The sequence below is a fragment of the Pseudomonas sp. 14P_5.3_Bac1 genome (assembly GCF_025466135.1).
Classification (GTDB): Bacteria; Pseudomonadota; Gammaproteobacteria; order Pseudomonadales; family Pseudomonadaceae; genus Aquipseudomonas.
Genome location: NZ_JANLOF010000081.1, coordinates 89,525 through 116,241, shown reverse-complemented (window position 1 = coordinate 116,241; position 26,717 = coordinate 89,525). Strand labels below are relative to the sequence as shown.

General features: G+C 60.8%; 22 protein-coding genes and 1 pseudogene. 11 read left to right on the top strand and 12 right to left on the bottom strand.

Going from position 1 to position 26,717, the window contains the following annotated elements:
* Positions 1 to 48: 48 nt before the first annotated feature.
* Entirely contained in the window at positions 49 to 1,695 is a 1,647-nt protein-coding gene (gene groL / locus NTD89_RS22735) for a chaperonin GroEL (RefSeq protein WP_106578329.1), read from the top strand.
* Positions 1,696 to 1,783: 88 nt separating this feature from the next.
* Here groL and NTD89_RS22730 read toward each other — a convergent pair whose 3' ends face one another.
* Positions 1,784 to 3,733, bottom strand: a complete 1,950-nt coding sequence (locus tag NTD89_RS22730; protein WP_262209828.1) for an LTA synthase family protein — start codon at positions 3,731 to 3,733, stop codon at positions 1,784 to 1,786.
* Positions 3,734 to 3,934: 201 nt separating this feature from the next.
* On the opposite strand from NTD89_RS22730, the gene colR reads away from it, so the two are divergent.
* The 5 genes from colR to NTD89_RS22705 all read left to right on the top strand — a co-directional run bounded on the left by colR (position 3,935) and on the right by NTD89_RS22705 (position 7,705).
* On the top strand, positions 3,935 to 4,618 hold the full coding sequence (colR, locus tag NTD89_RS22725; RefSeq protein WP_003208587.1) for a two-component system response regulator ColR: 684 nt from the start codon (positions 3,935 to 3,937) through the stop codon (positions 4,616 to 4,618).
* Positions 4,608 to 5,888, top strand: a complete 1,281-nt coding sequence (locus NTD89_RS22720; protein WP_145165442.1) for a sensor histidine kinase — start codon at positions 4,608 to 4,610, stop codon at positions 5,886 to 5,888. The genes colR and NTD89_RS22720 overlap by 11 nt, the downstream gene beginning before the upstream one ends.
* Before the next feature lie 188 nt (positions 5,889 to 6,076).
* The gene (locus tag NTD89_RS22715) at positions 6,077 to 6,757 is read left to right on the top strand and encodes a class I SAM-dependent methyltransferase (RefSeq protein ID WP_145165440.1); all 681 of its coding nucleotides are present in this window, start codon (positions 6,077 to 6,079) and stop codon (positions 6,755 to 6,757) included.
* 4 nt (positions 6,758 to 6,761) lie between these two features.
* The gene (locus tag NTD89_RS22710; protein ID WP_119736897.1) at positions 6,762 to 7,481 is read left to right on the top strand and encodes a lipopolysaccharide kinase InaA family protein; all 720 of its coding nucleotides are present in this window, start codon (positions 6,762 to 6,764) and stop codon (positions 7,479 to 7,481) included.
* On the top strand, positions 7,478 to 7,705 hold the full coding sequence (locus NTD89_RS22705) for a hypothetical protein (protein WP_145165438.1): 228 nt from the start codon (positions 7,478 to 7,480) through the stop codon (positions 7,703 to 7,705). Before NTD89_RS22710 ends, NTD89_RS22705 begins: the two co-directional genes overlap by 4 nt.
* 120 nt (positions 7,706 to 7,825) lie before the next feature.
* On the opposite strand, the gene NTD89_RS22700 is transcribed toward NTD89_RS22705, so the two are convergent.
* The 3 genes from NTD89_RS22700 to NTD89_RS22690 are packed head-to-tail and all read right to left on the bottom strand — an operon-like array spanning position 7,826 to position 11,464.
* A complete protein-coding gene (locus tag NTD89_RS22700) occupies positions 7,826 to 8,926 on the bottom strand; it encodes a DUF1513 domain-containing protein (protein WP_262209971.1) in 1,101 nt (366 codons plus the stop codon).
* Positions 8,927 to 8,928: 2 nt separating this feature from the next.
* Positions 8,929 to 9,993 carry an imelysin family protein gene (locus NTD89_RS22695; RefSeq protein ID WP_242199928.1) on the bottom strand — a complete coding sequence of 355 codons (1,065 nt, stop codon included), beginning with the start codon at positions 9,991 to 9,993 and terminating at the stop codon, positions 8,929 to 8,931.
* 31 nt (positions 9,994 to 10,024) lie between these two features.
* The gene (locus NTD89_RS22690; protein ID WP_262209826.1) at positions 10,025 to 11,464 is read right to left on the bottom strand and encodes a di-heme oxidoredictase family protein; all 1,440 of its coding nucleotides are present in this window, start codon (positions 11,462 to 11,464) and stop codon (positions 10,025 to 10,027) included.
* A gap of 139 nt (positions 11,465 to 11,603) precedes the next feature.
* Between NTD89_RS22690 and NTD89_RS22685 the strand changes: the two genes are divergently transcribed.
* On the top strand, positions 11,604 to 12,167 hold the full coding sequence (locus tag NTD89_RS22685; protein ID WP_242199932.1) for an NAD(P)H nitroreductase: 564 nt from the start codon (positions 11,604 to 11,606) through the stop codon (positions 12,165 to 12,167).
* Between the two features lie 138 nt (positions 12,168 to 12,305).
* Here the strand turns inward: NTD89_RS22685 and NTD89_RS29590 are convergent, their stop codons facing one another.
* The 8 genes and pseudogenes from NTD89_RS29590 to gap all read right to left on the bottom strand — a co-directional run bounded on the left by NTD89_RS29590 (position 12,306) and on the right by gap (position 21,357).
* Positions 12,306 to 13,061 carry a methyl-accepting chemotaxis protein gene (locus tag NTD89_RS29590; protein ID WP_370004810.1) on the bottom strand — a complete coding sequence of 252 codons (756 nt, stop codon included), beginning with the start codon at positions 13,059 to 13,061 and terminating at the stop codon, positions 12,306 to 12,308.
* Positions 13,062 to 13,163: 102 nt separating this feature from the next.
* Positions 13,164 to 14,303 (bottom strand): annotated as a pseudogene (locus NTD89_RS29585) (HAMP domain-containing protein); the annotation flags it as partial.
* A 280-nt stretch (positions 14,304 to 14,583) separates the two neighbouring features.
* Positions 14,584 to 14,985 (bottom strand): YbaN family protein, encoded by a 402-nt coding sequence (locus tag NTD89_RS22675; protein WP_145165428.1) that lies wholly within the window; start codon positions 14,983 to 14,985, stop codon positions 14,584 to 14,586.
* Between the two features lie 153 nt (positions 14,986 to 15,138).
* Positions 15,139 to 15,747 carry a biliverdin-producing heme oxygenase gene (locus tag NTD89_RS22670; protein ID WP_145165426.1) on the bottom strand — a complete coding sequence of 203 codons (609 nt, stop codon included), beginning with the start codon at positions 15,745 to 15,747 and terminating at the stop codon, positions 15,139 to 15,141.
* A 151-nt stretch (positions 15,748 to 15,898) separates the two neighbouring features.
* The gene (locus NTD89_RS22665) at positions 15,899 to 18,463 is read right to left on the bottom strand and encodes a TonB-dependent receptor (protein ID WP_262209821.1); all 2,565 of its coding nucleotides are present in this window, start codon (positions 18,461 to 18,463) and stop codon (positions 15,899 to 15,901) included.
* Between the two features lie 115 nt (positions 18,464 to 18,578).
* The gene (locus NTD89_RS22660) at positions 18,579 to 19,547 is read right to left on the bottom strand and encodes a FecR family protein (protein ID WP_262209820.1); all 969 of its coding nucleotides are present in this window, start codon (positions 19,545 to 19,547) and stop codon (positions 18,579 to 18,581) included.
* 74 nt (positions 19,548 to 19,621) lie between these two features.
* A complete protein-coding gene (locus NTD89_RS22655) occupies positions 19,622 to 20,140 on the bottom strand; it encodes an RNA polymerase sigma factor (protein ID WP_242199938.1) in 519 nt (172 codons plus the stop codon).
* 215 nt (positions 20,141 to 20,355) lie between these two features.
* Positions 20,356 to 21,357 carry a type I glyceraldehyde-3-phosphate dehydrogenase gene (gene gap, locus NTD89_RS22650; RefSeq protein ID WP_083356951.1) on the bottom strand — a complete coding sequence of 334 codons (1,002 nt, stop codon included), beginning with the start codon at positions 21,355 to 21,357 and terminating at the stop codon, positions 20,356 to 20,358.
* A gap of 221 nt (positions 21,358 to 21,578) precedes the next feature.
* On the opposite strand from gap, the gene edd reads away from it, so the two are divergent.
* From edd to NTD89_RS22630, 4 genes are all read left to right on the top strand, one after another.
* The gene (gene edd / locus NTD89_RS22645) at positions 21,579 to 23,405 is read left to right on the top strand and encodes a phosphogluconate dehydratase (protein WP_262209818.1); all 1,827 of its coding nucleotides are present in this window, start codon (positions 21,579 to 21,581) and stop codon (positions 23,403 to 23,405) included.
* Positions 23,402 to 24,358 (top strand): glucokinase, encoded by a 957-nt coding sequence (locus NTD89_RS22640; RefSeq protein ID WP_145165416.1) that lies wholly within the window; start codon positions 23,402 to 23,404, stop codon positions 24,356 to 24,358. The genes edd and NTD89_RS22640 overlap by 4 nt, the downstream gene beginning before the upstream one ends.
* Positions 24,359 to 24,511: 153 nt before the next feature.
* Positions 24,512 to 25,246: a response regulator gene (locus tag NTD89_RS22635; RefSeq protein ID WP_262209816.1), complete on the top strand. Its 735-nt coding sequence runs from the start codon at positions 24,512 to 24,514 to the stop codon at positions 25,244 to 25,246.
* A gap of 31 nt (positions 25,247 to 25,277) precedes the next feature.
* Positions 25,278 to 26,705 (top strand): ATP-binding protein, encoded by a 1,428-nt coding sequence (locus NTD89_RS22630; protein ID WP_410017227.1) that lies wholly within the window; start codon positions 25,278 to 25,280, stop codon positions 26,703 to 26,705.
* The last annotated feature ends 12 nt before the right edge of the window (positions 26,706 to 26,717 follow it).

The following is a 26,717-nucleotide window of genomic DNA, read 5'->3' as shown; positions in this document are numbered from 1 at the left end:
TTCCCGCTCATTTTTCCGTTACTCCAAAGAATTTAAGGAATATCGATCATGGCTGCTAAAGAAGTTAAATTCGGCGATTCCGCCCGCAAAAAAATGCTCACCGGTGTCAACGTCCTGGCTGACGCAGTAAAAGCGACCCTGGGCCCTAAAGGCCGTAACGTGATCATCGAGAAGAGCTTCGGCGCTCCGACCATCACCAAGGACGGCGTTTCGGTAGCAAAAGAAATCGAACTGGAAGACCGTTTCGAGAACATGGGCGCGCAGCTGGTCAAAGACGTTGCCTCCCGTGCCAACGATGACGCAGGCGACGGCACCACCACCGCTACCGTTCTGGCTCAAGCTATCGTCAACGAAGGCTACAAAGCCGTCGCTGCCGGCATGAACCCGATGGACCTCAAGCGCGGCATCGACAAGGCGACCATTGCTGTTGTTGCTGAGCTGAAAAACCTGTCCAAGCCATGCGCTGACACCAAGGCTATCGCTCAGGTCGGCACCATCTCCGCCAACTCCGACAGCTCCATCGGCGACATCATTGCCGAAGCCATGGAAAAAGTCGGTAAAGAAGGCGTGATCACCGTTGAAGAAGGCACTGGCCTGGAAAACGAACTGTCGGTTGTAGAAGGCATGCAGTTCGACCGTGGCTACCTGTCCCCGTACTTCGTCAACAAGCCAGAAACCATGGTTGCCGAGCTGGACAGCCCGCTGATCCTGCTGGTCGACAAAAAGATCTCCAACATCCGCGAAATGCTGCCAGTGCTGGAAGCCGTTGCCAAAGCCGGCCGCCCACTGCTGATCGTTTCCGAAGACGTTGAAGGCGAAGCCCTGGCGACGCTGGTTGTGAACAACATGCGTGGCATCGTTAAAGTCGCAGCCGTCAAGGCTCCAGGCTTCGGCGACCGTCGCAAGGCCATGCTGCAGGACATCGCTGTTCTGACTGGCGGTACCGTTATCTCCGAAGAGATCGGCCTGAGCCTGGAAAGCGCCACCCTGGAAAACCTGGGTAGCGCCAAGCGCGTGACCATCTCCAAGGAAAACACCATCATCGTTGACGGTGCTGGCGTAGACCAGGACATCCAGGCTCGCATCACTCAGATCCGTGCCCAGGTTGCCGAAACTTCCTCGGACTACGATCGTGAAAAACTGCAAGAGCGTCTGGCCAAGCTGTCCGGCGGCGTTGCAGTGATCAAGGTTGGCGCTGGTTCCGAAGTTGAAATGAAAGAGAAGAAAGCCCGCGTTGAAGACGCCCTGCACGCAACCCGTGCAGCCGTTGAAGAAGGCGTGGTACCTGGCGGTGGCGTTGCGCTGATCCGTGCTCTGGAAGCTTTGGTTGACCTTAAAGGCGACAACGCTGACCAGAACGTGGGCATCGCTGTACTGCGTCGCGCCGTTGAAGCGCCACTGCGTCAGATCGCTGCCAACTCCGGCGACGAGCCGAGCGTTGTGGTCAACGAAGTCAAGAACGGCAAAGGTAACTACGGTTACAACGCTGCAACTGGCGTCTACGGCGACATGATCGAAATGGGCATCCTGGACCCTACCAAGGTGACCCGTTCGGCATTGCAGGCAGCGGCCTCCATCGGCGGTCTGATCCTGACCACCGAAGCTGCGATCGCTGATGCACCGAAGAAAGAAGGCTCGGCTGGCGGCGGTATGCCAGACATGGGCGGCATGGGTGGCATGGGCGGCATGATGTAAGCCAGCCTTACCCGGCACCTGAAAAACCCCGCCTGCAGTGATGCAGGCGGGGTTTTTTTATGCGCGGTATTTGCCGCCGGCACGCCGGTCAGCGCGTGCTCACCTGCGGGATGACTTCCTTGGGTGCCTTCCAGCTCAGCAATTGTTGCTTGAAGCCGTAGCTCGCGCCTTGGTAGTAGGTGATTGCGCGCTGGATCAACGGGTCGTCACTGCCCACACGCAACTCCTGGCTCTCACCCAGCGCCTGGTCATGGCGACGCAGGCCCTGGCGCGGGCTGAGGATCGCCAGGTCATTGCCGTCAAACAGCCCGAGGTGTTGATAGTTGCCGATGACGACACGCGGCGGCAGCGGATTGTCCTGCAACAGGTTGCGGCCGAAGAAGGTCGACTCGTAGCTCAGGTTGATCAGGCCCAGCAAGGTGGGCGCCAGGTCGATCTGGCTGGCCAGTTGTGCGGTTTCACGCGCTTCAATCAGCTTGGGTGCATAGATGAACAGCGGGATCTGGTAGTTGGCGACAGGCAGGTCCTCTTTGCCTGCGCTGCCGGCGGTGTGGTCGGCGACAAACACGAAGATCGTGTTATCGAACCAGGGTTTCTGGCGTGCCGCATTGAGGAACTCGCCGATGGCGTGGTCGGTGTATTTCACCGCACCGTCCCGGCCATTGCCGGACTTGATATCAATGCGCCCTTCCGGATAGGTGTAGGGGCGATGATTGGAGGTGGTCATCAGTTGCAGCAAAAAGGGTTGCTGTTTGGCGTAATCGGCGTCGGCCAGCTTCAGGGTTTGCCGGTAGAGGTCTTCGTCGGCCATGCCCCACGCGTTTTTGAACGAGATTTCTGATTCGGCCACGCTGCTCTGGTCCACCACCCGGTAACCGTTGCCACTGAAAAACGCGTTCATGTTGTCGAAGTAACCACGCCCGCCGTAGACAAATACGCTGTCGTAGCCGATGGCACTGAGGTGTTGGCCGAGGCTGGCGAAACCGCTTTCACGCCCGATACGTTTGACAATCGAGCGGCCTGGCGTTGGGGGAATCGCCAGCGTGATCGCCTCCAGGCCACGGTCTGTACGGGTGCCGGTGGCATAAAAGTTACTGAAGTACAGGCTTTGTTTACGCAAGGCGTCCAGATTGGGCGTGAGGTTGCGCCCATCGCCGTTGCTGCCCATGTACTTGGCGCTGAAGCTTTCGATGGTCACCAGCACGATGTTGGGTTTGCGCAATGTGCCGGGGTTGGTGATTGCCCTGCGTATGTCCAGCGGGTCAGTGCCGACGAAGCGCGCATTGGGCTCACTGAGCTCGGCGCGCAATTGCCTGGCGACGACGTCGTCAGGCAGGCTTTTGTAGAACTGTGTGTAATCGAGCTCGTTGTTTCGGAACGCGGCGAAAAACTGATACGGGCCATTGCTGGCTAATTCATTGTTGTAAGCGTTACCGCCCTGGGCGCGTGGGCTGTCCTGGCTGATCAATTGCAGGCTGAGCCCGGCGGCGATCAATAAGCCCAAGGCATTCAGCAGCCGCCCACGCATCGGCGGCAGAGGCGCGCGCATCGCCGCGTTGAAGGGTTTGCGCAGGGCCAGGCTCAACACAATCGCCAACATCGCCAGCAAACTGAGCAGCTTGCCGATCGGGTAGGACTCCAACAGGTTGTTCAATACCTCATTGGAGTACACCAGGTAATCGACGGCGATAAAGTTGAAACGCACGCCAAACTCATCCCAGAACAGCCACTCCGCAACCGAGGTGAACAGCATCGCGAACAGGCTGACTGTCAGCACGGCCTGCAGGAACCAGCGATGGCCGCGGCGATGCCACAGCGCGGGCGGGCACAGCAGCAAGTACAGGCCCAGCGGCAGGGCGGCGTAGGTGAGAAAGCCCAGGTCGTAGAGCAAGCCGACGCCAAACACCGGCAGCAGGTTGCCACCGACTTCGTCCAGGTGCGTGAAGAGCAGCACACCGCGGGTGATCAGGAAAATAACCAGCCAGGTGCCGGTGACGAGCAGCAGAAAGCGCATAGGCGCTGTTTTGAGAAACCCCATGTCTATGTTCCTTATATCGATGGGCGGTGATCTTCGGCCTGACACTGTAGTCAGTTTGTGAAGCTATAGTGAAAAACTTGTTGGTTTATCTTATTGGTTGAAAACCTTTATCGACACGGCTCTGAGGTCTATCCCTGAGCCACACTTGGCCTTAAGCTGCGCGAGCCAACACGGCCGTTACCGCGTACGGAGACACTGCCCATGCGAATTTTATTGGTTGAAGACAACCGCGATATTCTGGCCAACCTGGCCGATTACCTGGGGCTAAAGGGCTACACCGTGGACTGTGCGCAGGACGGTTTGTCGGGCCTGCACCTGGCCGCTACCGAGCATTACGACTTGATCGTGCTCGACATCATGCTGCCTGGCATCGATGGCTACACCTTGTGCAAACGCCTGCGTGAAGACGCGCGCCGCGACACGCCGGTGATCATGCTCACCGCCCGCGACCAGTTGGATGACCGGCTGCAGGGCTTCAAGTCCGGCGCCGATGATTACTTGCTCAAGCCGTTCGCCCTGTCGGAGTTGGCCGCCCGCATTGAAGCCGTTCTGCGCCGTGCCCAGGGTGGCGGCCGCCGCGCCCTGCAAGTCGGCGACTTGAACTATGACCTCGATACCCTGGAAGTGACCCGCGAGGGGCGCCTGCTCAAACTCAACCCCGTGGGCCTGAAGTTGCTCGCGGTGTTGATGCAAAAAAGCCCGCATGTGCTGCGTCGCGAAATTCTTGAGGAAGCCTTGTGGGGCGATGACTGCCCGGACAGCGACAGCCTGCGCAGCCACGTCCACCAATTGCGCCAAGTGATCGATAAACCCTTCGCCAAACCGCTGCTGCAAACCGTGCACGGTGTGGGTTATCGCCTGGCCGAGGGTCGTGATGGAGTTTAAGCAAAGCCTTGCCCAGCGGATCATCATCGCCTTTGCCTTGATGAGTGCGTTGGTGGCAGGGGCGTTCGCCATGGGCATTGTTGCGACCGTGCACCTGGTAGAAGAAAAACTGATTTCGGCGGGCTTGGGCGGCGACCTGCAACGGCTGTTGTTGATGGACAGCGTCGAGGACTGGAGCCACCGGCCGGAGCCCGATCAGCTGTTCTATTTCAGTGGCGGGCGCGGGGATTTCGAGCTGCCCAAGGATTTGCGGCACCTGGAACCCGGCTTTCATGAGGTGTTCCGCGAGGCGCTGTCTTACCACGCCATGGTCGAAGTGGTGGATGGCCGTCGGTATGTGCTGCTGCAGGACCAGAGCGACTTCGAGGAGCGCGAGCGGGTTTTATTTGCCGTGGTGCTGGTGGGCTTCGTGCTTAGCCTGGCGCTGGCGGTGTTCCTTGGTTGGGTGTTGGCGCGCAAAGTGATGGCGCCGGTGGTGCGGCTCGCTCGCCAGGTGCGTCATCGCGACCAGTTGCTGGGCCTGGCGCCACCGCTGGCACCCGATTATGCGGCGGATGAAGTCGGCGAACTGGCCGTGGCCTTCGATGCCACGCTGGGGCGTCTGCGTCAGGCGTTATCACGCGAGCAGTTGTTTACCAGTGACGTCAGCCATGAATTGCGCACGCCTTTGATGGTGCTGGCCAGCTCCTGCGAACTGCTGCTGGAAAACCCGGCGATCGATCAGCGCGGCCGCAATCAGGTTGAGCGCATCGCGCGCGCCTGCGAAGAAATGCGCGAGCTGGTGCAGACCTTCCTGATGCTGGCCCGTGCCGAACACGATGAAGCCGCCATGTCGCCGCAGGTCACGCTGGCGCAGGTGGCGGACGATTTGCTCGGCATCTGGCGCGAGCCGATCGAGCGCAAAGGCCTGGCGTTGATCTACCAGCCAGGCAACCCTTCGGACGCGCGCTACAACACTACTTTTCTCCACGCCGTTATGGGCAACCTGTTGCGCAATGCCCTGCATTACACCGAGCAGGGCTTCATCCGCCTGACCCTCGAACCCAGCGGTTTTGTGGTGGAGGACACCGGTGTGGGGATTCCCGAAGACAAGCGTGAGGCGATGTTCGAGCCGTTCGTACGTGGCAGCGAAAAGCGCGGCGAAGGGCTTGGCCTGGGTTTGTCGCTGGTGCAGCGTATCTGTGAGAACCAGGGGTGGACGGTCAGCCTCAGCACGATGGAACCCAACGGCTGTCGTTTTCACGTGCAGTTGAGTCAGGTCAAGCCCTGACACTTGCCCCTGCCGTTATCCTGCCAGACATCCCCGTAAATCGGCGAAGATGGCCCCATGCTATTGCTTGTATCTGTAAAGTCTTGAAATGTATGAGATTGGACAGGACAAGTTTTTCACAACGGGTTGACCTGTTGATCACAGTTCGCTGCATAAGGTTGTAGGCATCAGTTACCGGAGATCCGTTGATGTCTACCCCGATCAAGCTCGATTTTTCTGAAAAGTACGACGATCAGCACGCGCAAAATTATTTGCTCAAGCATCAGGACAATCTGGCTCGCCGGTTGTCCCACAAGCGCGACGAGCAATTGGCGCGGGGTGCGCTGGCCATGGCCGGCGAACCTGGCCTGGTGCTGGACCTGCCGTGCGGCGCCGGGCGCTTCTGGCCGCTGTTGGCTGAGAAACCCAACCGTGTGATTATCGGGGCCGATAATTCAGCGTCGATGCTCAAGGTCGCGACCGTTGCTCAGCCAGCGGACGTGGTGAAACGGGTACGACCCTTGCAGACGTCTGCCTTTGATATCGATTTACCGGATAACTCGGTCGACAGTATTTTCTGCATGCGCTTGCTGCACCACATTGGTGATCCGGCGCACAGGATGACAATACTGCGAGAATTTCAGCGGGTTACCCGCGACAGCGTGATTATTTCGCTGTGGGTGGATGGCAATTTCAAGGCCTGGAAACGCAAACGCGCCGAAGTGAAACGTCGCAACAAAGGTGAGCAAGAAGGTTACCAAAACCGGTTTGTGTTACCGGCTGCTACTGTCGAGGCAGAGTTTGAGCAGGCCGGTTTCCGTGTTCAGGAATCCCTGGACTTCATACCGCTCTACGCCATGTGGCGAGTATATGTATTGCGTAAGAGGTAACAGGATGGCAGTTGAGTGCGTAGTAGGCAGTCATGTAGCTCCCGAGGAACGATTCGATTTTTTCTGGCGCCTGCAGGGCGAGTGGGTTGAAGAACCCAATCGCCGACGTGGCGGTGAAAGTGGTGTGCAACGCGTGATGAGCCCCAACGGCCGCTTGCTTTACAGCAAGCGCCAGACCGGTCACATCTATCGCAGCTGGCTTCACCCGTTCGGGCGCCCGACCGTATTGCGTGAGCGTGATGCCCTCAGGGGGTTGCGTTCATTGAATGTACGCGTGCCGGAGCTGGTGTTCTGCGAGGCACGTCGCGACCCTGAGCATCAATGGAAAGCGTTGTTGGTGACTGCGTCGCTCGACGGTTTCGACGAAATCGAAAACTGGTACGCCGCCGGTGGTCGTGAGCAATACGGTGAGGCGGTGCATGAGCGCCTCCTCAAGGAATTGGCGGGCACCCTGGCACGTATGCACAAAGGCCGCTGGCAGCATGGCTGCCTGTACATCAAGCACGTGTTCGTACGCGTAACCGGCGAAGGCGACTCGGCCAAAGTAGAAGTGGCGTTGCTGGATTTTGAAAAATGCCGGCAGCGTTTGACCGCTTATCGGGCGGCGTCCCATGACATGCTGCAACTGCGGCGCCATTCGTCGTGGAACGATACCGACTGGAAAAAACTCAGCTACTTTTACGAGACGGCGTTTGGCAGCGCTATCAAGGGTTTAACCAGATGAAGCTAGAAATAGCACGAGGTTTGTTCCTGGTCGGCGCGTTGGGCATTTCAGCCCTGGCGCTGGCTGCCTGGGAGCTGCCTCGGACACAAGTGCTCAGTGCGGTGCAAGGGGGCGGGCAGTGTCCGTTACCGCGCATCGCCAAGGCGAATGTGGCGGTCAAGCCTGATCATGAGTTGTTGTTGTTCATGTTCGGGATGTCTCAGGGCATGAGGCCGCAGAGCTGAATACAGCGTTGAATAGATTCAAACCCCCAAAAAAGGCCTTGCGATGCGAGGCCTTTTTTTTGGCTGTTGATTTGGGGCCCGGCACCTGTCCGTTACCGCAGTCACGGACAGGTGCCGATTTCAAATCACGTGCAGATGGTTATCCCAAAACCCGGACGGCAGCTCCAACGGCTTAGCCACCAACTGCTTTTGGCGACAGTCGTAGAAGCGGCAGCGTCCCTGGCCTGAAGTCACCACAAACCCGTCCGCTACCGCACCCACGCCGGCACAGTCGGGCAAAGGCCCATCCAGGCGCAGTTCGCCGCTGTCCATGTCCCAGATAAAAAAGCGATTGCCCCGTGGCGCCGTCAGCGCGACCAGGCGTAACTCACTGTGCACTGCGACGCTGGCGGTGTAATGCCCCATCGCCTGCAGCTGCTCATCCGCCACCGGGAACGCCACAAACGGCTGCCCCGGTCGCTTGATCGCCAGCAACTCGGATCGCTCCTGAGACGGCCCCATGAACTGCTGCCCCGTGAGAATTGTGCCGTCGCCGGCAATCCCCATATGACGCACGCTGTTCATCTGCTGGGCCAGGGTTTCCTTGCTGATCAACCGGCCATCGCGATGCATCAATACCAGGCTCGGTTCCATCGCATTGAGGTTCATCTCAACCCGGCTTTCAGCCTCGGTGCGAATCCCGCCGTTGGCCACCACCAGGGTTTCTCCGTCGGGCATCCACGAGACTTGGTGCGGCCCGATACCGTGGGTGGACATCTCGCCGCTGTGCACCAGCCGTTCGCCTTCGAACTTATACACACCCAGCAACCCACGGCCTGGGTCGGACGTGTCGTTCTCGGTGGCATACAACCAGTCGCCGCTCTTGTGGATCACCGCATGCCCATAGAAATGGCGATTGGCATTCGACGTGATGGTCTGCAGCAGCGCGCCATCACGCAGGTTGATCAGGTAACTCTCAGTGCCCGGGCGACGGGCCACAAACAACGCAATTGGCAACGTCGGGTGGTTGATGATGTCGTGGCAACGCTGGCCAACCTGGGTGGCAAACACCTGCTTGCCGTCCAGGTGATAACCCACGGCGTAGTGCTTGCCGTCCGCATCATCCCGTGCGGACAGCAGCAGCGGGCTGTTCGAGCCCTTCTGCTTGAACAGCGTCCAACCGCCCAACGTGAGCGCGCTGAGCAGCACGCTGCCCACCGCCAAAGCCTGTCGCCTGAGCATCATCAGTCACCGTCGTTGGCGTTAAAGCCCAGTTGGATGCCCAGCGCTTTGGCCAGCTCACCTTCGTGCAGGCGGTGGACCACGTTGAGGCTGTCGTAAATGTCGTTGAGCTGCTGGCGGCCGGCGTCGTCGGCCAACATTTCATTGAGCGTGCGCTGATTGCTGGCGAACAGCTTCAAAGACGCGGCGTAGGCGGCGTCGATCTTGTCGGCCAACGACTTCTGCTCCGACGGCAACAAGCCACGCAGGCCTTTGTTGTCGACGCCAGCCCACACGGTCTGGGCCGCGGCCAGGCTGGCTTCCAGGCTTTGCAGGGACGACTGGCTGCGCCACGCATCGGCCTGGAACGGTTGCGGGATGCCCTTGGTCTGGCGACCCATCGGCGTGCCGAGTTTTTTCTTCAGCGTGTCCAGCGCAGTGACTTGCACGCGCAGCAGGTCAGCGATGGCTTCGTGGGAATCGGCGTAGCGCTGGTTGGGGAACTTGGTCATCTGCGCGAGCATGCCGTCGGTGCTGTTCCAGCTCGCCAGGATCTCTTCAGCCAAGGCTTTCTGGCGCTCGCCGATGGCGACCAGCAGCGGGCAGTAACGGGCTTTCTGCGCTTCGTCGGCGACGTCGGTCTTGGCGTCGTAGAGGATGTATTCGTAGGCCGACAGGCCTTGTACCACCACGCTGGACTTGGCCAGGGCGGCGCCGTCGATCTGCGGCTGGGCGGTGACCAGTTGTTCGACTTGGCGGCCGACCAGGTTTTTCTTGTCCGGCCAGAACTGCACTTGCCACGAACGGTTGCCCTCGGCCAGCGGGCCGATCAGCAGCGGTTGCAGCTCGGCCCAGGCTTTTTGCGCGTGGAGGAAGTCGGCGCGGGCGGTCTCCAGGCTTTCTTTGCCCTGGCAGTAGGCGAGGGCGCTGACGGCCAGTTGGCGGTCGGCTTCAACCCAACGGCTGTAGGTCGGCAGGATCACTTGCTTGGCGATGGCCGCCGAGGTCACCGCTTGCGGGTCCTGCGGCGAGCAGGCGCCGAGGGCGAGGGCGGCCAGGCTGGTGAACAACAACTTGGGACGAAACATGTCGAGCTCCCTTCTGTAAGTGCGGCAAAGCTTATAAAGAATTCAGGAACGCCAGCAACGCGGCACGCTGCTCGGCATTAAAGGACAGCACATGCTGCTGCGCCGCGTGTGCTTCACCGCCATGCCACAGCACGGCTTCGAGCAGATTGCGGGCGCGGCCATCATGTAAAAACTGGGTGTGGCCACTGACGGTCTGTGTCAGGCCAATGCCCCACAACGGCGGCGTGCGCCAGTCGCGGCCACCGGCCTTGAATTCGCTGCGGTTGTCGGCAAGGCCTTCGCCCATGTCGTGCAACAGCAGGTCGCTGTAAGGGCGAATCACTTGGTTGGCCAGTTCGGGTTCGGCGGCGGCTGCGGCCGTGGTGAACGTGGGTTTGTGGCAGCCCTGGCAACCGGCTTGGTAGAACAGGTTTTTGCCGGCCAGTACCTGCGGCGTGTTGACGCCACGGCGCACCGGCACGGCGAGGTTGCGGGTGTAGAACAGCACCAGGCGCAGGATGTTATCGCTGACTTCCGGCTCGCCATCGGGGCCATTGCCGTTGGGGGCCTGTTTGCAGGCGACTTGGGCGTCGGTGCAGTCATCAAAGGGTCTCAGGGACGTGGTGAGGCCCATATCACCAGAAAACGCGTGAACATTTTGTTGATTGAGGTTGGGTTGCCCGGCTTTCCAGCCAAAGCGCCCGAGCACGGTTTTCTGCTGGGCGTCATCCCAGACCCAATTGGCGCGGCCGACGAGGGCTTCTTTGTCGGCCGTTTTCGGGTCGGTGTTGCGCAACACATCGGCGTCGCTGATGGCTTCGAGCAAGCCCAGGCCGATCATGGGCGGGGCGACGCGCGCCGAGAAAAGTGTATCCGGATGCATCGGGCCGTAGCCGAGCTGGGTGATGTGCAGGTCGGGCTTGCGCAGCTCGACCACGGTACCGTCCTTGAACGTCACGTTGACCGCTGTGTAATCCACGCGCACCTTGCCTTCCGGCGCCACGCCCGGCACGGCCATGTCCTGCAATTGCCCGCCGTAGACCGGCTCGGGCACTACGCCGAGCTGCTCGATGATTTTGGCGTAGGGCGCCGGCTCTGTCATCGGCACGGGAATCGACAGGCGCACCAGCATCGACACCGCATTGGGCGCGTCGGGCAGTGGTGGGTGACCCCGGCCGTCCTTGATGTGGCAGTTCTGGCAGGCGTTGGTATTGAACAGCGGGCCCAGGCCGTCGCGCGCGGTGGTGGTGGACGGCGCGATCACCCACGGGCTGCGAAAGAAGCTGTTGCCGACGCTGAAGTCCAGGCGACGGGTCGGCGCCAGGTTGGCCGAGGGCAGGGAAAAGGCGTTCTGGTCGCGCTTGTTCACCGTCGTCGCGCCGCCGGCTCGCGCTTCACCAGGTTCGGCCTTGGTGAAACGTGGGGCGTCATCGCAGGCGGTCAGGCTCAAGGCCATCAACGCTGCGGACAGGCGAAAAAGCGAACGGAACATCAAGTTTCCTGAAGCAATGGCCAAAATTAGGCCGCAAAGTCTAACAGGGCGGGGCTCAATGAATAAGAGCAATTATCGTTTGGTCGAATCCGATTCATTCCCGCTAGAATGGCCGCACATTTTTCTCTGGAGGTGACCAATGCAGGCTCTCGACGCTTTGCTCAACCGTGTTTCCGTGCCGCGTTTGCTGGAACCGGCACCGACCCAGGAGCAGCGCGATGTGCTGTTCGCCGCCGCCATGCGTGCGCCGGACCACGGCCAGTTGCGCCCATGGCGTTTTCTCACCGTCGAAGGCGCGGCCCGCGAGCAGATGGGCACGCTGTTGGCCGAAGCGGCGCGCCTGCAGGACGCCGACGCGCCGCAAGCCGCCATCGATAAAGCCCAGAACGGTCCACTGCGCGCGCCGTTGGTGGTGGTGGTGATTGCCCGCCTGCAAGAACACTTCAAGGTGCCGAAATCCGAGCAACTGCTGGCGGCTGCGTGTGCGGCCCACGGTATTCTGCTGGCGGCTTATGCACAGGGCATTGGTGCCGTGTGGCGCACCGGGGAATTGTCTTACTCGGCTCACGTCGCCAAAGGCCTGGGGCTGACGGCGGATGAGGAGGTGATTGGCTTCCTTTATCTGGGCACGCCGCAGAACCCGCCGCGTGTTGCGCCGAAGGAAGATGTGGCGGCGTTTGTTCAGGCGTGGACTGGCCTCTAAGCCACCACAGTTCTGCTCTTCGTGGGAGCTGGCTTGCCTGCGATAGCGGTGTGTCAGCCATAAAGGTATGGACTGACCCACCGCTATCGCGGGCAAGCCCGGCTCCCACAGAGACCTCTATCGGTTTCAGCAGTGGTGTTACACCTTGAACTGATCCATCAACTTCATCTGCTGGCTGGCCAAGGCATTCAGTTGACTGCTGATGGCCGCCGACTCGGTGGCCTGGCCAGTGAGGGTTTCAGTCACGGTACGAATTGCCGAAACATTGCGATTGACCTCTTCGGCCACGGCGCTCTGCTGCTCGGCGGCACTGGCGATTTGCAGGTTCATGTCGCTGATGACTGTGACCGCGTCGCTGATCTTGCCTAACGCTTGCACGGCCTGATGGATCTGCCCTGCATTGCTCTGGGCCTGATGCTGGCTGGAATGCATGGTTGCCACCACGCCACGGGTGCCGCTCTGGATGCGCTCGATCACCAGGCGAATTTCTTCCACCGAATCCTGTGTGCGTTTGGCCAGGTTGCGCACTTCGTCGGCCACCACCGCAAACCCACGCCCGCTTTCCCCGGCGCGCGCCGCTTCGATGGCGGCATTGAGGGCCAGCAGGTTGGTCTGCTCGGCAATGCTGCGGATCACTTCCAGCACCGAACCGATCTGCTCGCTGTTCACCGCCAAGGCCTCGACCTCGCTCACCGCCTTGCTGACTTCTTCGGCGAGGGTGGTGATGTCGCGGGTGCTCTGCTCAATGATCGACATGCCCTCGCGCGCCGACTGGTCCGCGCCGCGTGCCGCGCTGGCTGCGTTGGACGCGCTGTTGGCCACGTCGTGGGCGGTGGCGCTCATTTCATTGGACGCCGTGGCAACCTGGTCGATTTCGCGGAACTGCACCTGCATGCCTTCGCTGGTCTGGCGCGCGATGGCTGATGACTGATCAGCCGTGCCGCGTGCTTCGGTGATGCTTTGTTTGATCTGCGCGATGGTTGGTTGCAGCTTGTCGAGAAAGCGGTTGAACCAGTTCGCCAACTCGCCCAGTTCATCTTTTTTAGCGTAAGTCAGGCGCTGGGTAAGATCGCCTTCGCCGCTGGCGATGTTCTTGAGCATTGCGGCCACGGTGTTGATCGGGCGGGTCACGCCGGTGGCGGTCAGCCAGATCAGCACCAGGCCCAGCAATGCGGCAGCGGCGCCGACCAGCAAGGCCTTGAGCGTGCCGGCTTCCTGGGCGTTGTCGAGGACGCCTTGCAGTTTCAAGGTGTCAGCCAGCATCACGTTCTTGGGCAGTTTGATCACGATGCCCCAGGACTTGGCGTCGGCAATCGGCTTGACGGGGTACACGGCGCGGATCGTATCGTCTTGCTCGCGGATCGTGCGCGTGTCATTGGCCAGCAACTGCACAATCTCTTTGCCCTCGGCGCCCAGGGTGTCGATCAGGTTTTTGCCGACCCGCGCCGGCTCGCCGCTGTAGGCGGCGATCAAGCCGGTGCTGGAGAGAATCTCCAGGTGCGCGGCGCCGTCGAAGAGTTCTTTTTGTGCTGCGTCGGTCACCGCCTGCAGGGTGTTGAGGGCCAGGTCCACGCCGACCACGCCGATGACCTTGCCGTCGACGATCAACGGCAGCGAGAGGGTGGTCATCAGCACCTGCTTGCCGGCCACGTCGTCGGAGTACGGGTCAAGCAGGCAAACAGTGCGCGTGTCCCGTGGGCAGGTGTACCAAATGTTGTAGGGCGTACCGCTGAGATTGAGGGTGGTTTTGGTCAGGTCTTCCTCGACCATCACCGTGTTCAGGCCTTCACCGGCGGCGCGGCTCCAGTAGCTCGAAAAGCGGCCTTTTTCATTCGAGACGCGGGCCTTGTCGTTGACAAACTCGCTGTCCTTGCCATCCAGGCCATTGGGTTCGAACGACAGCCAGATTCCCAGCACCTTGGTGTTGCGCTCAAAGGCGGTCTTGAGGCTCTGGTTGAGCTCTTCACGCAGGGCACCCGCTTCCAGCCCGCGCTTGGCGGCGGTGGTGCGCAGGCCCTTGATCTGGTCGGCCAGTGCGGTGACCACCACCAGGCTTTCGCCAAAGGTCTTCTGCAGCTGTACCGCCTGTTCACCGGCCTTGGCTTGCAACAGGTTCTGCACACTGTTGGTGAGCATTCGCGAGCTTGAATCGCTGACCAGTCGGTTGTTCTGATCGGCTTCGTAGAGGTTGACGCCGACGACCAGTGCAATCACCCCCAACAGGCAGAGGCCGGACAGCAGCACGATTTTCAAGCGGATAGAGAGGGTGTCGAACATAGGTTCACTCGCGATTGGACTTGTTGACCTGCAAGCAGGGCGAGCCAAGTCCATTCGGCGCTATGTCCGGAACATCGGCGTAACGAGATGTTTCATGAGGGAAAGGCGATGAGCGGTAGGAAAAAGACTACACGCCGCGCTATACGGGGGCTGCAAGCCGTTCCGGGCGTGACCATATCCACAGATTGCCCAGGCTCATGCCGGCGATCGCCAGGTAGATCGGCCAGCCGTGATCGAGCATCACCAGCATCAAACCGGCGCACAGCAGCATGCTGACGGTGGCGCTGACTTTGGCACGGCGCGCGATGATCTTGCCGTTGCGCCAATTGAACAGGATCGGCCCGAACAGCCGGTGGTTTTCCAGCCAGGCACTCAGGCGCGGCGAGCTTTTGGTCGCGGCCCAGGCGGCAAGCAGGATGAATTCAGTGGTGGGCAAACCCGGTATGACAATCGCCACCAACCCAATGCCCAGGCTGACGTAGGCCAGCAGGCCGAAGAGGATCTGCGCGATTTTTGAGGTGGATTGGGTTTTGCCGGTCATAGGTTGGGTGATCACAGAAAATCAGGTTGAAATGAGATCCAAATGTGGGAGCGGGCTTGCTCGCGAAGGCGGTGGTTCAGTCATGCATATGTCGACTGACACACCGCTTTCGCGAGCAAGCCCGCTCCCACATTTTTAATCGCATTCCAGCAGTCAGGCCAATTCAGGGGCGCTAGCGTACGCCTGTTCCAGCAGCACGGTGAAGCGCACAAACGCGTCGATTGCACCTTTTTCTACTGCGGCTTCTTCTTCGGCGCTGAACTCAAGGCCGTCGAGGGTACGGGTAAAGCTTTTCCAGCCTTCAGCACGACCACCGGCCGGCTCGCCGAGGTGGCGGGCGCCGAAGGTTTCGCTCAGGCCCAGGCCCACGGCGCGTTTGATCAGGAACGCGGCGCCCAGCTTGGAGCCTTCGGAGACGAACAGCCAGCCCAGGGCTTCGGCCTTGCTCGGGTTCTTAACAGCGCCGGCGACCGGTGCAGGCACTTCGGTGTCCAGGTCGCCGAGGTCCAGCTTGGCGGCTTCGGCGCGGCAGCGTTCAGCCAGATCGGGGACGATCTTGATCAACTCAGGGTCGTTGTACAGGGCCACCAGTTCCGATTGGAACAGGTACTGCGCGACCACGAAGCGGGCGAAGTTGGCTTGGGTTTCGAACGGGGCGTGGGCTTTGACCAGCGCATCGAGCTTGGTGTGGGGCGCGTTGGTGATCTGGTTCAGGCGCTGGGAGCGCAGGCTTGGGCGTTCTGCGGTAGGGGAAGCGGTCATCGAAAAAAGTCCTTGAGAAGAGTAGCGCCTGGGTGCCCTAAAGAGAGCTGTTATCAACTAGACGAACAAGAAGACGCGGCACAGTAAAAAATCCTCACCTCGCCGGTGAAATTCCGGCGAGGTGAGGAGACGGCATTTGGGTGAAGTGCTGTCAGATGTCCCAGATCAGGTTGATCGCGAAGTTGCGGCCGGGCTGGGTCAGGCGGTCGAGGTTGGCGGGCGCTGTCACGCCGGCTTCGCCGACGCCGTCGTAGCTGCGCACGTCATCCCAGTTCCAGTACTTCTTGTCGGTGAGGTTGTAGAGGCCGCCGTTGATGGTCACATCGTCGGTGACTTTGTAGTAACCGGTCAGGTCGACGATGCCGAAGCCTGGCGTTTTGAACGGCGCACTGGTGCTGCCATCCGGTGCGTGGAAGGTGGTGCTGTCGACGCGGTTCTGTTTTTTGACCAGCGTCCAGCTGACCAACGCGCCATATTGCTCTTGCTCGTAGCCCAGGCCAAACACGCCTTTAAGCGGGTTGACGCTGTTGAGCGGCTCGCCGTTGTCGTCGTTGCGGCCGTAGGTGTAACCGACCGAGCCTTGGGTGTAGAGGCCTTGCGGTGCGCCGAACGCGTCGAGGTTCAGGCGGCCCTTGGCTTCAACCCCTTTGATGGTGGCGTGCTTGATGTTATTGGCTTCGAAGGTTTGTATGTCACCGCCGGCGACCGAGGCGTCTTCGTCGATAAAGTTGCGGTACTTGTTGTAGAACACCGCGATGTCGAAAGAGCCCTCGTCGAAATTGCCGCGAATCCCGGTTTCGATGCCCTTGCTGGTTTCCGGCTTGAGGTTCGGGTTCGGCTCGACGGTATAGCCCAGGTTAAGGTTTTCAAAGCGGCCATAGAGCGCCTTGGCCGATGGCGTGCGGAAACCCTCGGCGTATTGACCGAACCAGGTGTATTGCTCGGTCAGCGCATAGGTCAGGCCGAATTTGGGCGTTACACGGTGCCAGGTTTTTTCTTTGTCGCTGACCGGGTAGGCGCCGGTCGGGTTTACGGTGTTGAGGAATTCCTGGGTCAGCTTGGGTTTGAGCTGGGTGTAGTCATAGCGCACTGCCGGCAGGAAGGTCCATTTGTTCCAGGTGATCTGGTCCTGGGCGAACAGCGAGTAGGTGTTGATGGTCGGGTCCGGGAAGTCGCTGGATTTTTTCACGCTGTCGCTAGCTTGTGGGCTGGGTGCGCCGATGGCTGTGCAACCCGAGCCGACGGCGAGGCAGGAGGCCGAGCCTTCGCGCGAGCCGGTGACTTTCTGCTGTTTGAGTGTGGTGCCATAGGTCACTTGGTGATCGGTTTCACCGAGGTTGAAAGCCTTGTCCAGTTGGGCGTCAAAGACCCACTGTTTTTCTTCGTAAAGCGTGTCACGGGTGCGTAATACGCGACGGCCCGCCTGGTAGATTTCGGCGGTGGTCTGGTCGGTCTTGGCGATCTGGTAGTTCAGGCTGGTCTTGATGCGATCGGCAATCGGCGACTCGAGGGCAAAGGTGTTTTCCAGGCCGAAGCGCTCGCGAGTGATGGTGTCGTTGCCGGAGCGGGCGCGGTACAAATTCATTCCTCGACCGCCGATGAACGGGCCGCCCACGGCGTTTTTCAGGTTAACGTCGCGGTCATCCTTGAACTTCTCGTAGGTCAGGCCCAGTCGGTTGTCATCGCCATAGTTCCAGCCCAATTTGGCCAGGATATTGGTGGTGCGCGCATCTTCCGGGTTGGCGCCGGTGCGGGCCAGGCCGGTGGCGTTGTTGCCGTCGTAGGATTCCATTTCATGGCCATTGCGCTGGCTCAAGTGCAGCAAACCGTCGAAGTCCTGCACGCGGCCGGCAACGGTGCCGGAGGTCAGCCAGCTGTCGTCGGCGGAGCTGTAGCCGGTTTTCAGGCGGGCGCCGACGTCCTGGCCGGGCTTGATGATGTCGTCCGGGTCGAGGGTGAAGTAGCTCACTGCGCCGCCGATGGCGCTGCTGCCGTACAAAGCCGAGGCCGGGCCACGCAGGATTTCCACGCGCTTGACGATTTCCGGGTCGACGTAGTTGCGGCGCGTCTTGGCGTAGGGGCCGTTGAAGAAGTTGTCCGGCACTTCGACGCCGTCGACTTGGGTGAGGATGCGGTCGCCGTCGATGCCGCGAATGTTGTAGCCCGCGTTGCTGGCGCGGGTGCCTGCGCCGCCGACTGAAACGTTGGGCTCGTAGCGCACCAGTTCACGGATGGTGTTGACGTTCTGGCGGTCCAGTTCCTGGCGATCATGCACAGTGACCGTGCTGGGCACGCTGTTGACGTCCTGTTCGTTACGCGTGGCGCTGATGGTCACCTGTTGCAGGTTGAGCACGCTGCCGGCTGCGCGTTTTTCCAGCACGATATTGTTAGTGCCCAGTTTGCGATAGCTCAGGTTGGTCCCCACCAACAACCGGTCCAGGGCTTTTTCGGGTGACAGCGGGCCGCGTGCGCCAGGGGACGACACACCTTGGCCCAGCTCTGCCGGCAGGCCGACTTGCCAGCCGGTCACGGCGGTAAACGCGTTCAGCGCCGAGACCAACGGCTGCTGCTCGATGCTGAAATTGTAGTTGCCGTGGCTGCGGGCGACCGGCTCGGCGGCAGTGGCGGCCATGACTGGCGCGCTGGCCAGCAGCATGGCAGCGGTCAGCAATGACAGGACGGGCGAGGAAGACCGGCGATTGAAACGAGAGGACATCGAGAGCGCTCCGGAGTACGAATCTTATAGTTGCGAACCGAATCAAATAGGAATCAGTTGCATTGGCTATAACGAGACGTACCGCCGGTTAACATCGAGTAAAAATAATTCTCATTTAGTTCAAAATGACCAGCGCCGGGTATTCCGAAAGCGTGGCCGAGGTGATGTGCGCCAGCGAGCGCACCACGTCCAGCGGCTGGTCGAGGCGGTAGTTGCCGGTGACGGCTGTGCTGGCGAGCTTGTCGTTGGTGTTGATGATCCAGCCCGGGTAATAGCGGCGCAGCTCGGCCAGCACGTCGCTCATCGGGCAGTTTTCGAACACCAGCCGACCTTGAACCCAGGCCAGGTCCTTGCTCACATCCAGCTTGGCGGGTTGGCCAAAGCCTTTGGGGCCGATGCGGATGCTCTCACCGGCACGTAGGCGCACACGGGCATCGTCGAAGGTATTGCTCAGGTCGACGTCACCGCGCTGCACCTGCACCTGGGCCTCGCCGTTGAGGTAGCGCACGGCGAAGTCGGTGTCGCTTACGCTGGCGCGTACTGGCCCGGCGTCAATCTCCAGGGGCAGGCCGCGGTTGGGCGCAACTTCAAAAAACGCCTCGCCCTGGTACAGGCGGGCGATGCGCTGGTGGTCTTTGATGCTGCTGGAAAACGCCGAGTTGGTGTTCAGCAGTACTTTGGAGCCGTCGTCCAATTGCACGCGCTGGCGTTCACCGACGACGGTGAGGTGGTCGGCTTGCAGGCGCACGGGCAGGTTGCTGAAGCTGAACAGGCCGATCAACAGCGCGGCGGCGGTGGCCAAGGGTTTCCAATGCGGTTTTACCCGGCGCCAGACGCTCGGTTTGCGCGGCGCTGCCAGGGCCACGGCGGCGCTGTGCACTGGCGCTCCGCCCCAGGCGGTCTGGGCTTTGTTGAACGCGTGTACGTGTGCCGGGTCACTGGCCAGCCAGGCATCGAACTGCGCTTGCTGCCCGGGTTGCGGGCACTGCAAGACGATCAGCCAATCAAGGGCCTGGTCCATGGCAGTGTCTTGCAACACCTCATGAGCCAGCTCATGGGGGCGCAGTTTATTCGGGTCTGTCACGGTGTTCCTCGGGTCTTCGCCACGTTCTATTCATCTTTCCTACAGACTGGATCGCCACATCTGTCGGCTGAAGCTTAAGGCTGATCCAGCCGTTCAGCCACTCCTACACAGATGGCCATGATCAATTTCAGTTCCTTTTGCACGGTGCTCAAGGACACTTGCAACTGATCGGCAATCTCTTGGTAACTGCAACCGTGCAGGCGGCTGAGGATGAATATCTGCTGTTGGCGAGCGCTCAGCTGGCCGAGGCTGATGCTCAGGTGTTCGAGCAATTGCTCGGCCTGGGTGGCGTCTTCGGGCGTGCTGATGGGCGCGGCGACACTTTGCAGCACGTCCAGCGGGACATCTTCCTGCAGCGTGCGGGCTTGAATGCGCCGCGAACGCAGGTGGTCCAGCGCCAGGTTGCGGGCAGTCTGGTAGACGAAGGGTTCGAGGTGGTCGATCGGCCGCTCACTGAGGGCCCGGGTGACGCGCAGGTAGGTTTCCTGCAGCAGGTCCTCGGCGGTGCTGTGGTTATTCACCATCCGCTGCAAGGTGCGAAGCAGAATCACCCGTTGGGTGATAAAGACTTGGTTGAAGCGAGATTGGCTCACAGTGCCACCAGATCGATTTGCAGTTAATGATAATGCTTATCATCAACGGAAATGGCAAGTGGCTATTGCTGTGAGCCTAAAAGGGGTTGAGTAGCGCGCAAAACTCATGTGGGAGCGGGCTTGCTCGCGAATACGGGGTGTCAGTCAACGAAGATGCCTACTGAACCACCGTCTTCGCGAGCAAGCCCGCTCCCACAGAGAGTTTCGTTGCCTGCTTACTCCGCGTTGCAGAGTGCCAGGCAGTTATCCAGCATCCGGTTGGAGAAACCCCACTCGTTGTCGTACCAGGCCAGCACTTTCAGCAATTTGCCGCTGACCTTGGTGTGATTGGCATCGAAAATCGACGACAGCGGGTTATGGTTGAAGTCACTGGAAACCAGCGGCAGGGTGTTATAGCCGAGGATTTTCGAGTGCTGGCTGGCTTCTTTGAGCAGCGCGTTGACCTGCTCGGCGGTGGCTTCTTTCTTCAGCTCCACGGTGAGGTCGACCAGCGACACGTTGATCACCGGTACACGCACCGCCATGCCGGTCAGCTTGCCCGCCAGTTCCGGCAGCACCAGGCCTACCGCTTCAGCGGCGCCAGTCTTGCTTGGGATCATGTTCTGGGTGGCCGAGCGCGCGCGGTACGGGTCGGTGTGGTAGACGTCGGTCAGGTTCTGGTCGTTGGTGTAGGCGTGAATGGTGGTCATCAAGCCGTTCTCGATGCCCAGCTCGCGGTGCAGCACCTGAGCCACAGGCGCCAGGCAGTTGGTGGTGCAGGAAGCGTTGGAGATGATCTGGTGCGATTGGCGCAAAATGTCATGGTTCACCCCGTACACCACCGTGGCGTCTGCGCCTTTGGCGGGGGCCGAGATGATTACCTTGCGCGCGCCGGCGGTAATATGAGCGGCCGCCTTGTCACGGTCGGTGAACAGACCGGTGCATTCGAACACCACGTCGATCTTGTGCGCAGCCCACGGCAGGTCAGCGGGGTTGCGAATGGCACTGACGGCAATCCGGTCACCATTGACGGTCAGGCTTTCCTGATCGTGGGCAACCTCTGCTTCGAAAGTACCGTGCACGGTGTCGTATTTGAGCAGGTGGGCATTGATCGAACTGTCGCCCAAATCATTGATGGCGACGATCTGCAAATCCTGGCGGTAGCCTTGGGTATACAGTGCGCGCAGGACATTACGGCCGATACGGCCAAAACCATTGATTGCGATACGAAGAGTCATTGGAAAGTGCCTGTCGTCGATTTGTTGTAAGAATTACAAGATTATTCGCATAAAAATAGAAAACAAGCCTTTTTAGTGGCAATATTTTGTTCAATCTACAACGAGTGACCTGAATCAACTGGTCCGATGATACAAACGACACCCTGCCATCCCATGAGCTGCGGGCGTTTGATCAGCATAGGAACGAGGGTCGCCACATCCGTTAGCCTGGAGTTCTACACATGCATCCCCGCGTAATTGAGGTCACCGAACGGCTTATCGCCCGCAGTCGTGCAACCCGCGAGGCTTACCTTGCGCTCATTCGCGGCGCCGCCAGCGATGGCCCGATGCGCGGTAAGCTGCAATGCGCCAACTTCGCCCACGGCGTGGCGGGCTGCGGCACTGAAGATAAAAATAGTCTGCGCATGATGAACGCCGCCAATGTGGCGATTGTTTCCTCATATAACGACATGCTCTCGGCGCACCAGCCGTACGAACATTTCCCTGAACAGATCAAAAAGGCCCTGCGCGAAGTCGGCTCGGTCGGCCAGTTTGCCGGCGGCACGCCTGCCATGTGCGATGGCGTGACCCAAGGCGAACCCGGCATGGAGCTGAGCCTGCTCAGCCGTGAAGTCATTGCCATGTCGACGGCGGTAGCGCTGTCCCACAACATGTTCGACGCCGCGCTGATGCTGGGCATCTGCGACAAGATCGTCCCCGGCCTGATGATGGGCGCGCTGCGCTACGGCCACCTGCCGATGATCTTTGTGCCAGGCGGCCCGATGCCCTCGGGCATCTCCAACAAGCAGAAGGCTGACGTGCGCCAGCGCTACGCAGAAGGCAAGGCCACCCGCGAAGAGCTGCTGGAATCGGAGATGAAGTCCTACCACAGCCCCGGCACCTGCACCTTCTACGGCACCGCCAACACCAACCAGCTGCTGATGGAAGTGATGGGCCTGCACTTGCCGGGCGCCTCGTTCGTCAACCCGTACACGCCGCTGCGTGATGCGCTGACCCGCGAAGCCGCGCACCAGGTCACGCGCCTGACCAAAGCCAATGGCAACTTCACGCCGATCGGCGAGATCGTCGACGAAAAATCCATCGTCAACTCCATCGTCGCGCTCAACGCCACCGGCGGTTCCACCAACCACACCCTGCACATGCCGGCCATCGCCATGTCGGCGGGCATCATCCTCACCTGGCAGGACATGGCCGACCTCTCCGAGGTGGTGCCGACCCTGTCCCACGTGTATCCAAACGGCAAGGCCGACATCAACCACTTCCAGGCGGCGGGCGGCATGTCGTTCCTGATCCGCGAACTGCTCGAAGCCGGCCTGCTCCACGAAGACGTCAACACCGTGGCCGGCAAGGGCCTGAGCCGTTACACCCAGGAGCCGTTCCTGGTCGACGGCGAGCTGATCTGGCGCGACGGCCCGATCGAAAGCCTCGATGAAACCATCCTGCGCCCCGTGGCCCGTGCGTTCTCGCCGGAAGGCGGCTTGCGCGTGATGGAAGGCAACCTCGGCCGTGGCGTGATGAAAGTCTCCGCCGTTGCCCCGGAGCACCAGATCGTCGAAGCGCCGGCCGTGGTGTTCCAGGATCAACAGGACTTGGCCGACGCCTTCAAGGCCGGTGAGTTGGAAAAAGACTTTGTCGCGGTGATGCGCTTCCAGGGCCCGCGCTCCAACGGCATGCCGGAATTGCACAAGATGACGCCGTTCCTGGGTGTATTGCAGGACCGTGGCTTCAAAGTGGCATTGGTAACAGACGGGCGTATGTCCGGCGCGTCGGGTAAGATCCCTGCCGCGATTCACGTCAACCCCGAAGCTCAAAGCGGCGGGCCGCTGGCGCGGGTCAAAGATGGCGATATCATTCGCGTGGATGGCGTGAACGGCACCTTGGAGCTTAAGGTGGACGCCGAAGAATTCGCAGCGCGCAAGCCTGCCACGGGCCTGTTGGGCAACAACGTGGGGGCGGGGCGTGAGCTGTTTGCATTTATGCGCTTGGCCGCAAGCTCCGCAGAGCAGGGCGCCAGCGCCTTTACCTCTGCCTTGGAGACGCTTAAGTGAAGCTTGCGCTGGTCGGTGACATCGGTGGTACCAACGCCCGTTTTGCGTTGTGGCGGGATCAGGAACTGCACTCGATCCGCGTGCATGCCACCGCGGATCACCACAGCCCTGAGGAGGCCATCAAGGTCTACCTCAAGGAAGAAGGCCTGGAAATCGGGGACATCGGCGCGGTATGCCTGTCGGTGGCCGGGCCAGTGAGTGGCGATGAATTTAAATTCACCAACAATCACTGGCGCCTGAGCAAAACTGCATTCTGTAAAACCTTGCAGGTGGATGAGCTGCTGTTGGTCAATGATTTCACGGCCATGGCCCTGGGCATGACTCGCCTCAAGCCCGACGAATTTCGCGTGGTCTGCGAAGGCACGCCGGAACCGCTGCGCCCGGCGGTGGTGATCGGGCCGGGCACCGGCCTTGGCGTCGGCACCTTGCTGGACCTGGGCGAAGGCCGATATACGGCGCTGCCGGGCGAGGGCGGCCACGTCGACCTGCCGCTGAGCAGCCCGCGTGAAACCCAGCTGTGGCAGCACATCTACACCGAGATCGGGCACGTCAGTGCCGAAACCGCCTTGAGCGGCGGCGGCCTGCCACGGGTGTACCGCGCGATTTGCGCGGTCGACGGGCACACGCCGGTGCTGGACACGCCCGAAGCCATTACGGCAGCCGGCCTGGCCGGGGACCCGGTGGCGATCGAAGTGTTGAACCAGTTCAGCATCTGGCTGGGCCGCGTGGCCGGCAACAACGTGCTGACCACCGGTGGACGCGGTGGCGTGTATATCGTGGGCGGGGTCATCCCACGCTTTGCCGACTTCTTTATCAACAGCGGTTTCGCCAAGAGCTTCAGCGACAAAGGCTGCATGAGCGATTATTTCAAAGGCATTCCGGTGTGGTTGGTGACCGCGCCATATTCCGGGTTGACTGGGGCGGGTGTGGCGCTGGAGCAGGCTTTTGCATAGGCAGTGATGGCCTCTTCGCGAGCAAGCCCGCTCTCACATTCAACCGCATTCATCCAGTTGGAATGAGTTTAAATGTGGGAGCGGGCTTGCCCGCGATAGGGCCTCAAGAGCAACAGATGACTCAAGCTTGGCCATAACAACAAGGAGGACCCCGTGAGCGTAATCAGTAAATCGATTCTCCTCGTCGACGACGACCAGGAAATCCGCGAATTGCTGCAAACCTACCTCAGTCGCGCCGGCTTCCAGGTGCGTGGCGTGCCGGATGGTGCAGGGTTTCGCCAGGCGATGAACGAGGCGCCGTGCGATCTGGTCATCCTCGATGTGATGCTGCCCGACGAAGACGGTTTCAGCCTCTGCCGCTGGATTCGCCAGCACCCGCGCCAGGCGCAGGTGCCGATCATCATGCTCACTGCCAGTTCCGACGAAACCGACCGCGTGATCGGCCTGGAGCTGGGCGCCGACGACTACATCGGCAAGCCCTTCAGCCCGCGCGAGCTGCAAGCGCGAATCAAAGCCTTGCTGCGCCGCGCCCAGTTCGGCCAGGAGCGCAGCAGCGGCGGCGATGTGTGGGTGTTTGATGAATGGCGACTGGACATGATCAGCCATCGCCTGTTTCACGTGGACGGCGAAGAGGTGATTCTTTCCGGCGCCGACTTTGCCCTGCTCAAACTGTTTCTCGATCACCCGCAGCAAATTCTCGACCGCGACACCATTGGCAACGCCACCCGTGGCCGCGACCTGATGCCGCTGGACCGTATCGTCGACATGGCCGTGAGCCGCTTGCGCCAACGCCTGCGCGATACCGAAAAACCCCCACGGCTGATCCGCACCGTGCGCGGCAGCGGTTACCAACTGGCAGCCAGCGTGGTTGCCGGCAATGCCCACTGAGCATTTAAGCGAACGCCGCCGCCGTTTCCCGGTGCCGCGCTCGCTGCTGGGGCGGATGTTGCTGCTGACCTTGCTCGCGGTGCTGTTCGCCCAGGCACTGTCCAGCGTGATCTGGGTCTCGCAATTGCGCGCCACCCAGCTCGAGGGCCTGGTCACGAGCGCCCGCAGCCTGGCGCATTCGATGACGGCCAGCGTGAGTTATTTCCGCTCGTTGCCAGTGGCCTACCGCCCGCTGGTGCTGGACCAGTTGCGCAGCATGGGCGGCACCCGTTTTGTGGTGACCCTCAACGACCGACCTCTGGATATGCAGATATTGCCGCAGACCCCGCGCAAACAGGCGGTGCTGCAAGCGGTAGACGAAGTCTTGCGCCAGACCCTGGGCGGCGACGTGCATATCTCGGTGGAGTTCGTCAGTGCCGAAGACCTGCGCATTTTCAACGCTGGCCTGAAGCTCGATGAACTGCCGCGGTCCTGGGCGCATTACGCGTTGACCCTGGAACCGGTGAATCCGCCGGTGCTGGTCACGCAGATCCAGCTGGCGCCGGGCGAATGGCTGTACATCGCCTCGTTGTTGCCCGAGCCCTACACCAGCCTTGAAGAACAGGGCCTGCCGTCGCAGCAGGTGTGGTTTATCGTGCTGACCAGCGGTTTTCTATTGTTGTTTATCGGCCTGCTGGTGCACTGGCAAAGCCGACCGCTCAAGCGTCTGGCGCGGGCGGCGCGTGATATGTCCCTGGGCGCGGATGTCGAGCCGGTGGCCGAAGGCGGCGGCAGCGAAGTGGTGGAAGTGGGCCGTGCGTTCAACGCCATGCGCGAACGCATCAGCCGTTACCTGACCGAGCGCAGCCAATTGTTCAGCGCGATTTCCCACGATTTGCGCACGCCGATCACCCGCTTGCGCCTGCGCGTGGAACTGCTCGAAGACGAGAACCTGCAAGCCAAGTTCGGTCGCGACCTGGATGAATTGGAGTTGCTGGTGAAGGGCGCGCTGCAATGCGTGAAAGACACTGACATCCACGAAAACATCGAGCCGGTCGACCTAAATCACGTCCTTGATTGCCTGGTGGAGCCGTACCTGGCGCCAAACGGCAATGGCCGCATCACCCAGGATGGCCGCGCCCTGGCGCCGTATGCAGGCAAGCCGCTGGCGCTCAAGCGCTGCATCGGTAACCTGATCGACAATGCGTTGAAGTACGGTCAGAGCGCGCATTTGCACATTGAAGACGATGGCGCGGAATTTATCCTGCACGTCGACGACGAAGGCCCCGGCGTGCCGGAGCAGCGGCTGGAGCAAGTGTTTGAACCGCACTTTCGGTTGGCCGGGCAGCAGCAGGGTTATGGCTTGGGGTTGGGCATTGCGCGCAACATCGCCCACAGCCATGGCGGTGAGGTGAGTTTGCAGAATTTGCGCGAGGGTGGTTTGCGCGTCACTTTGCAGTTGCCCCGGACCTTGGACTAAAGCACTCCGAGG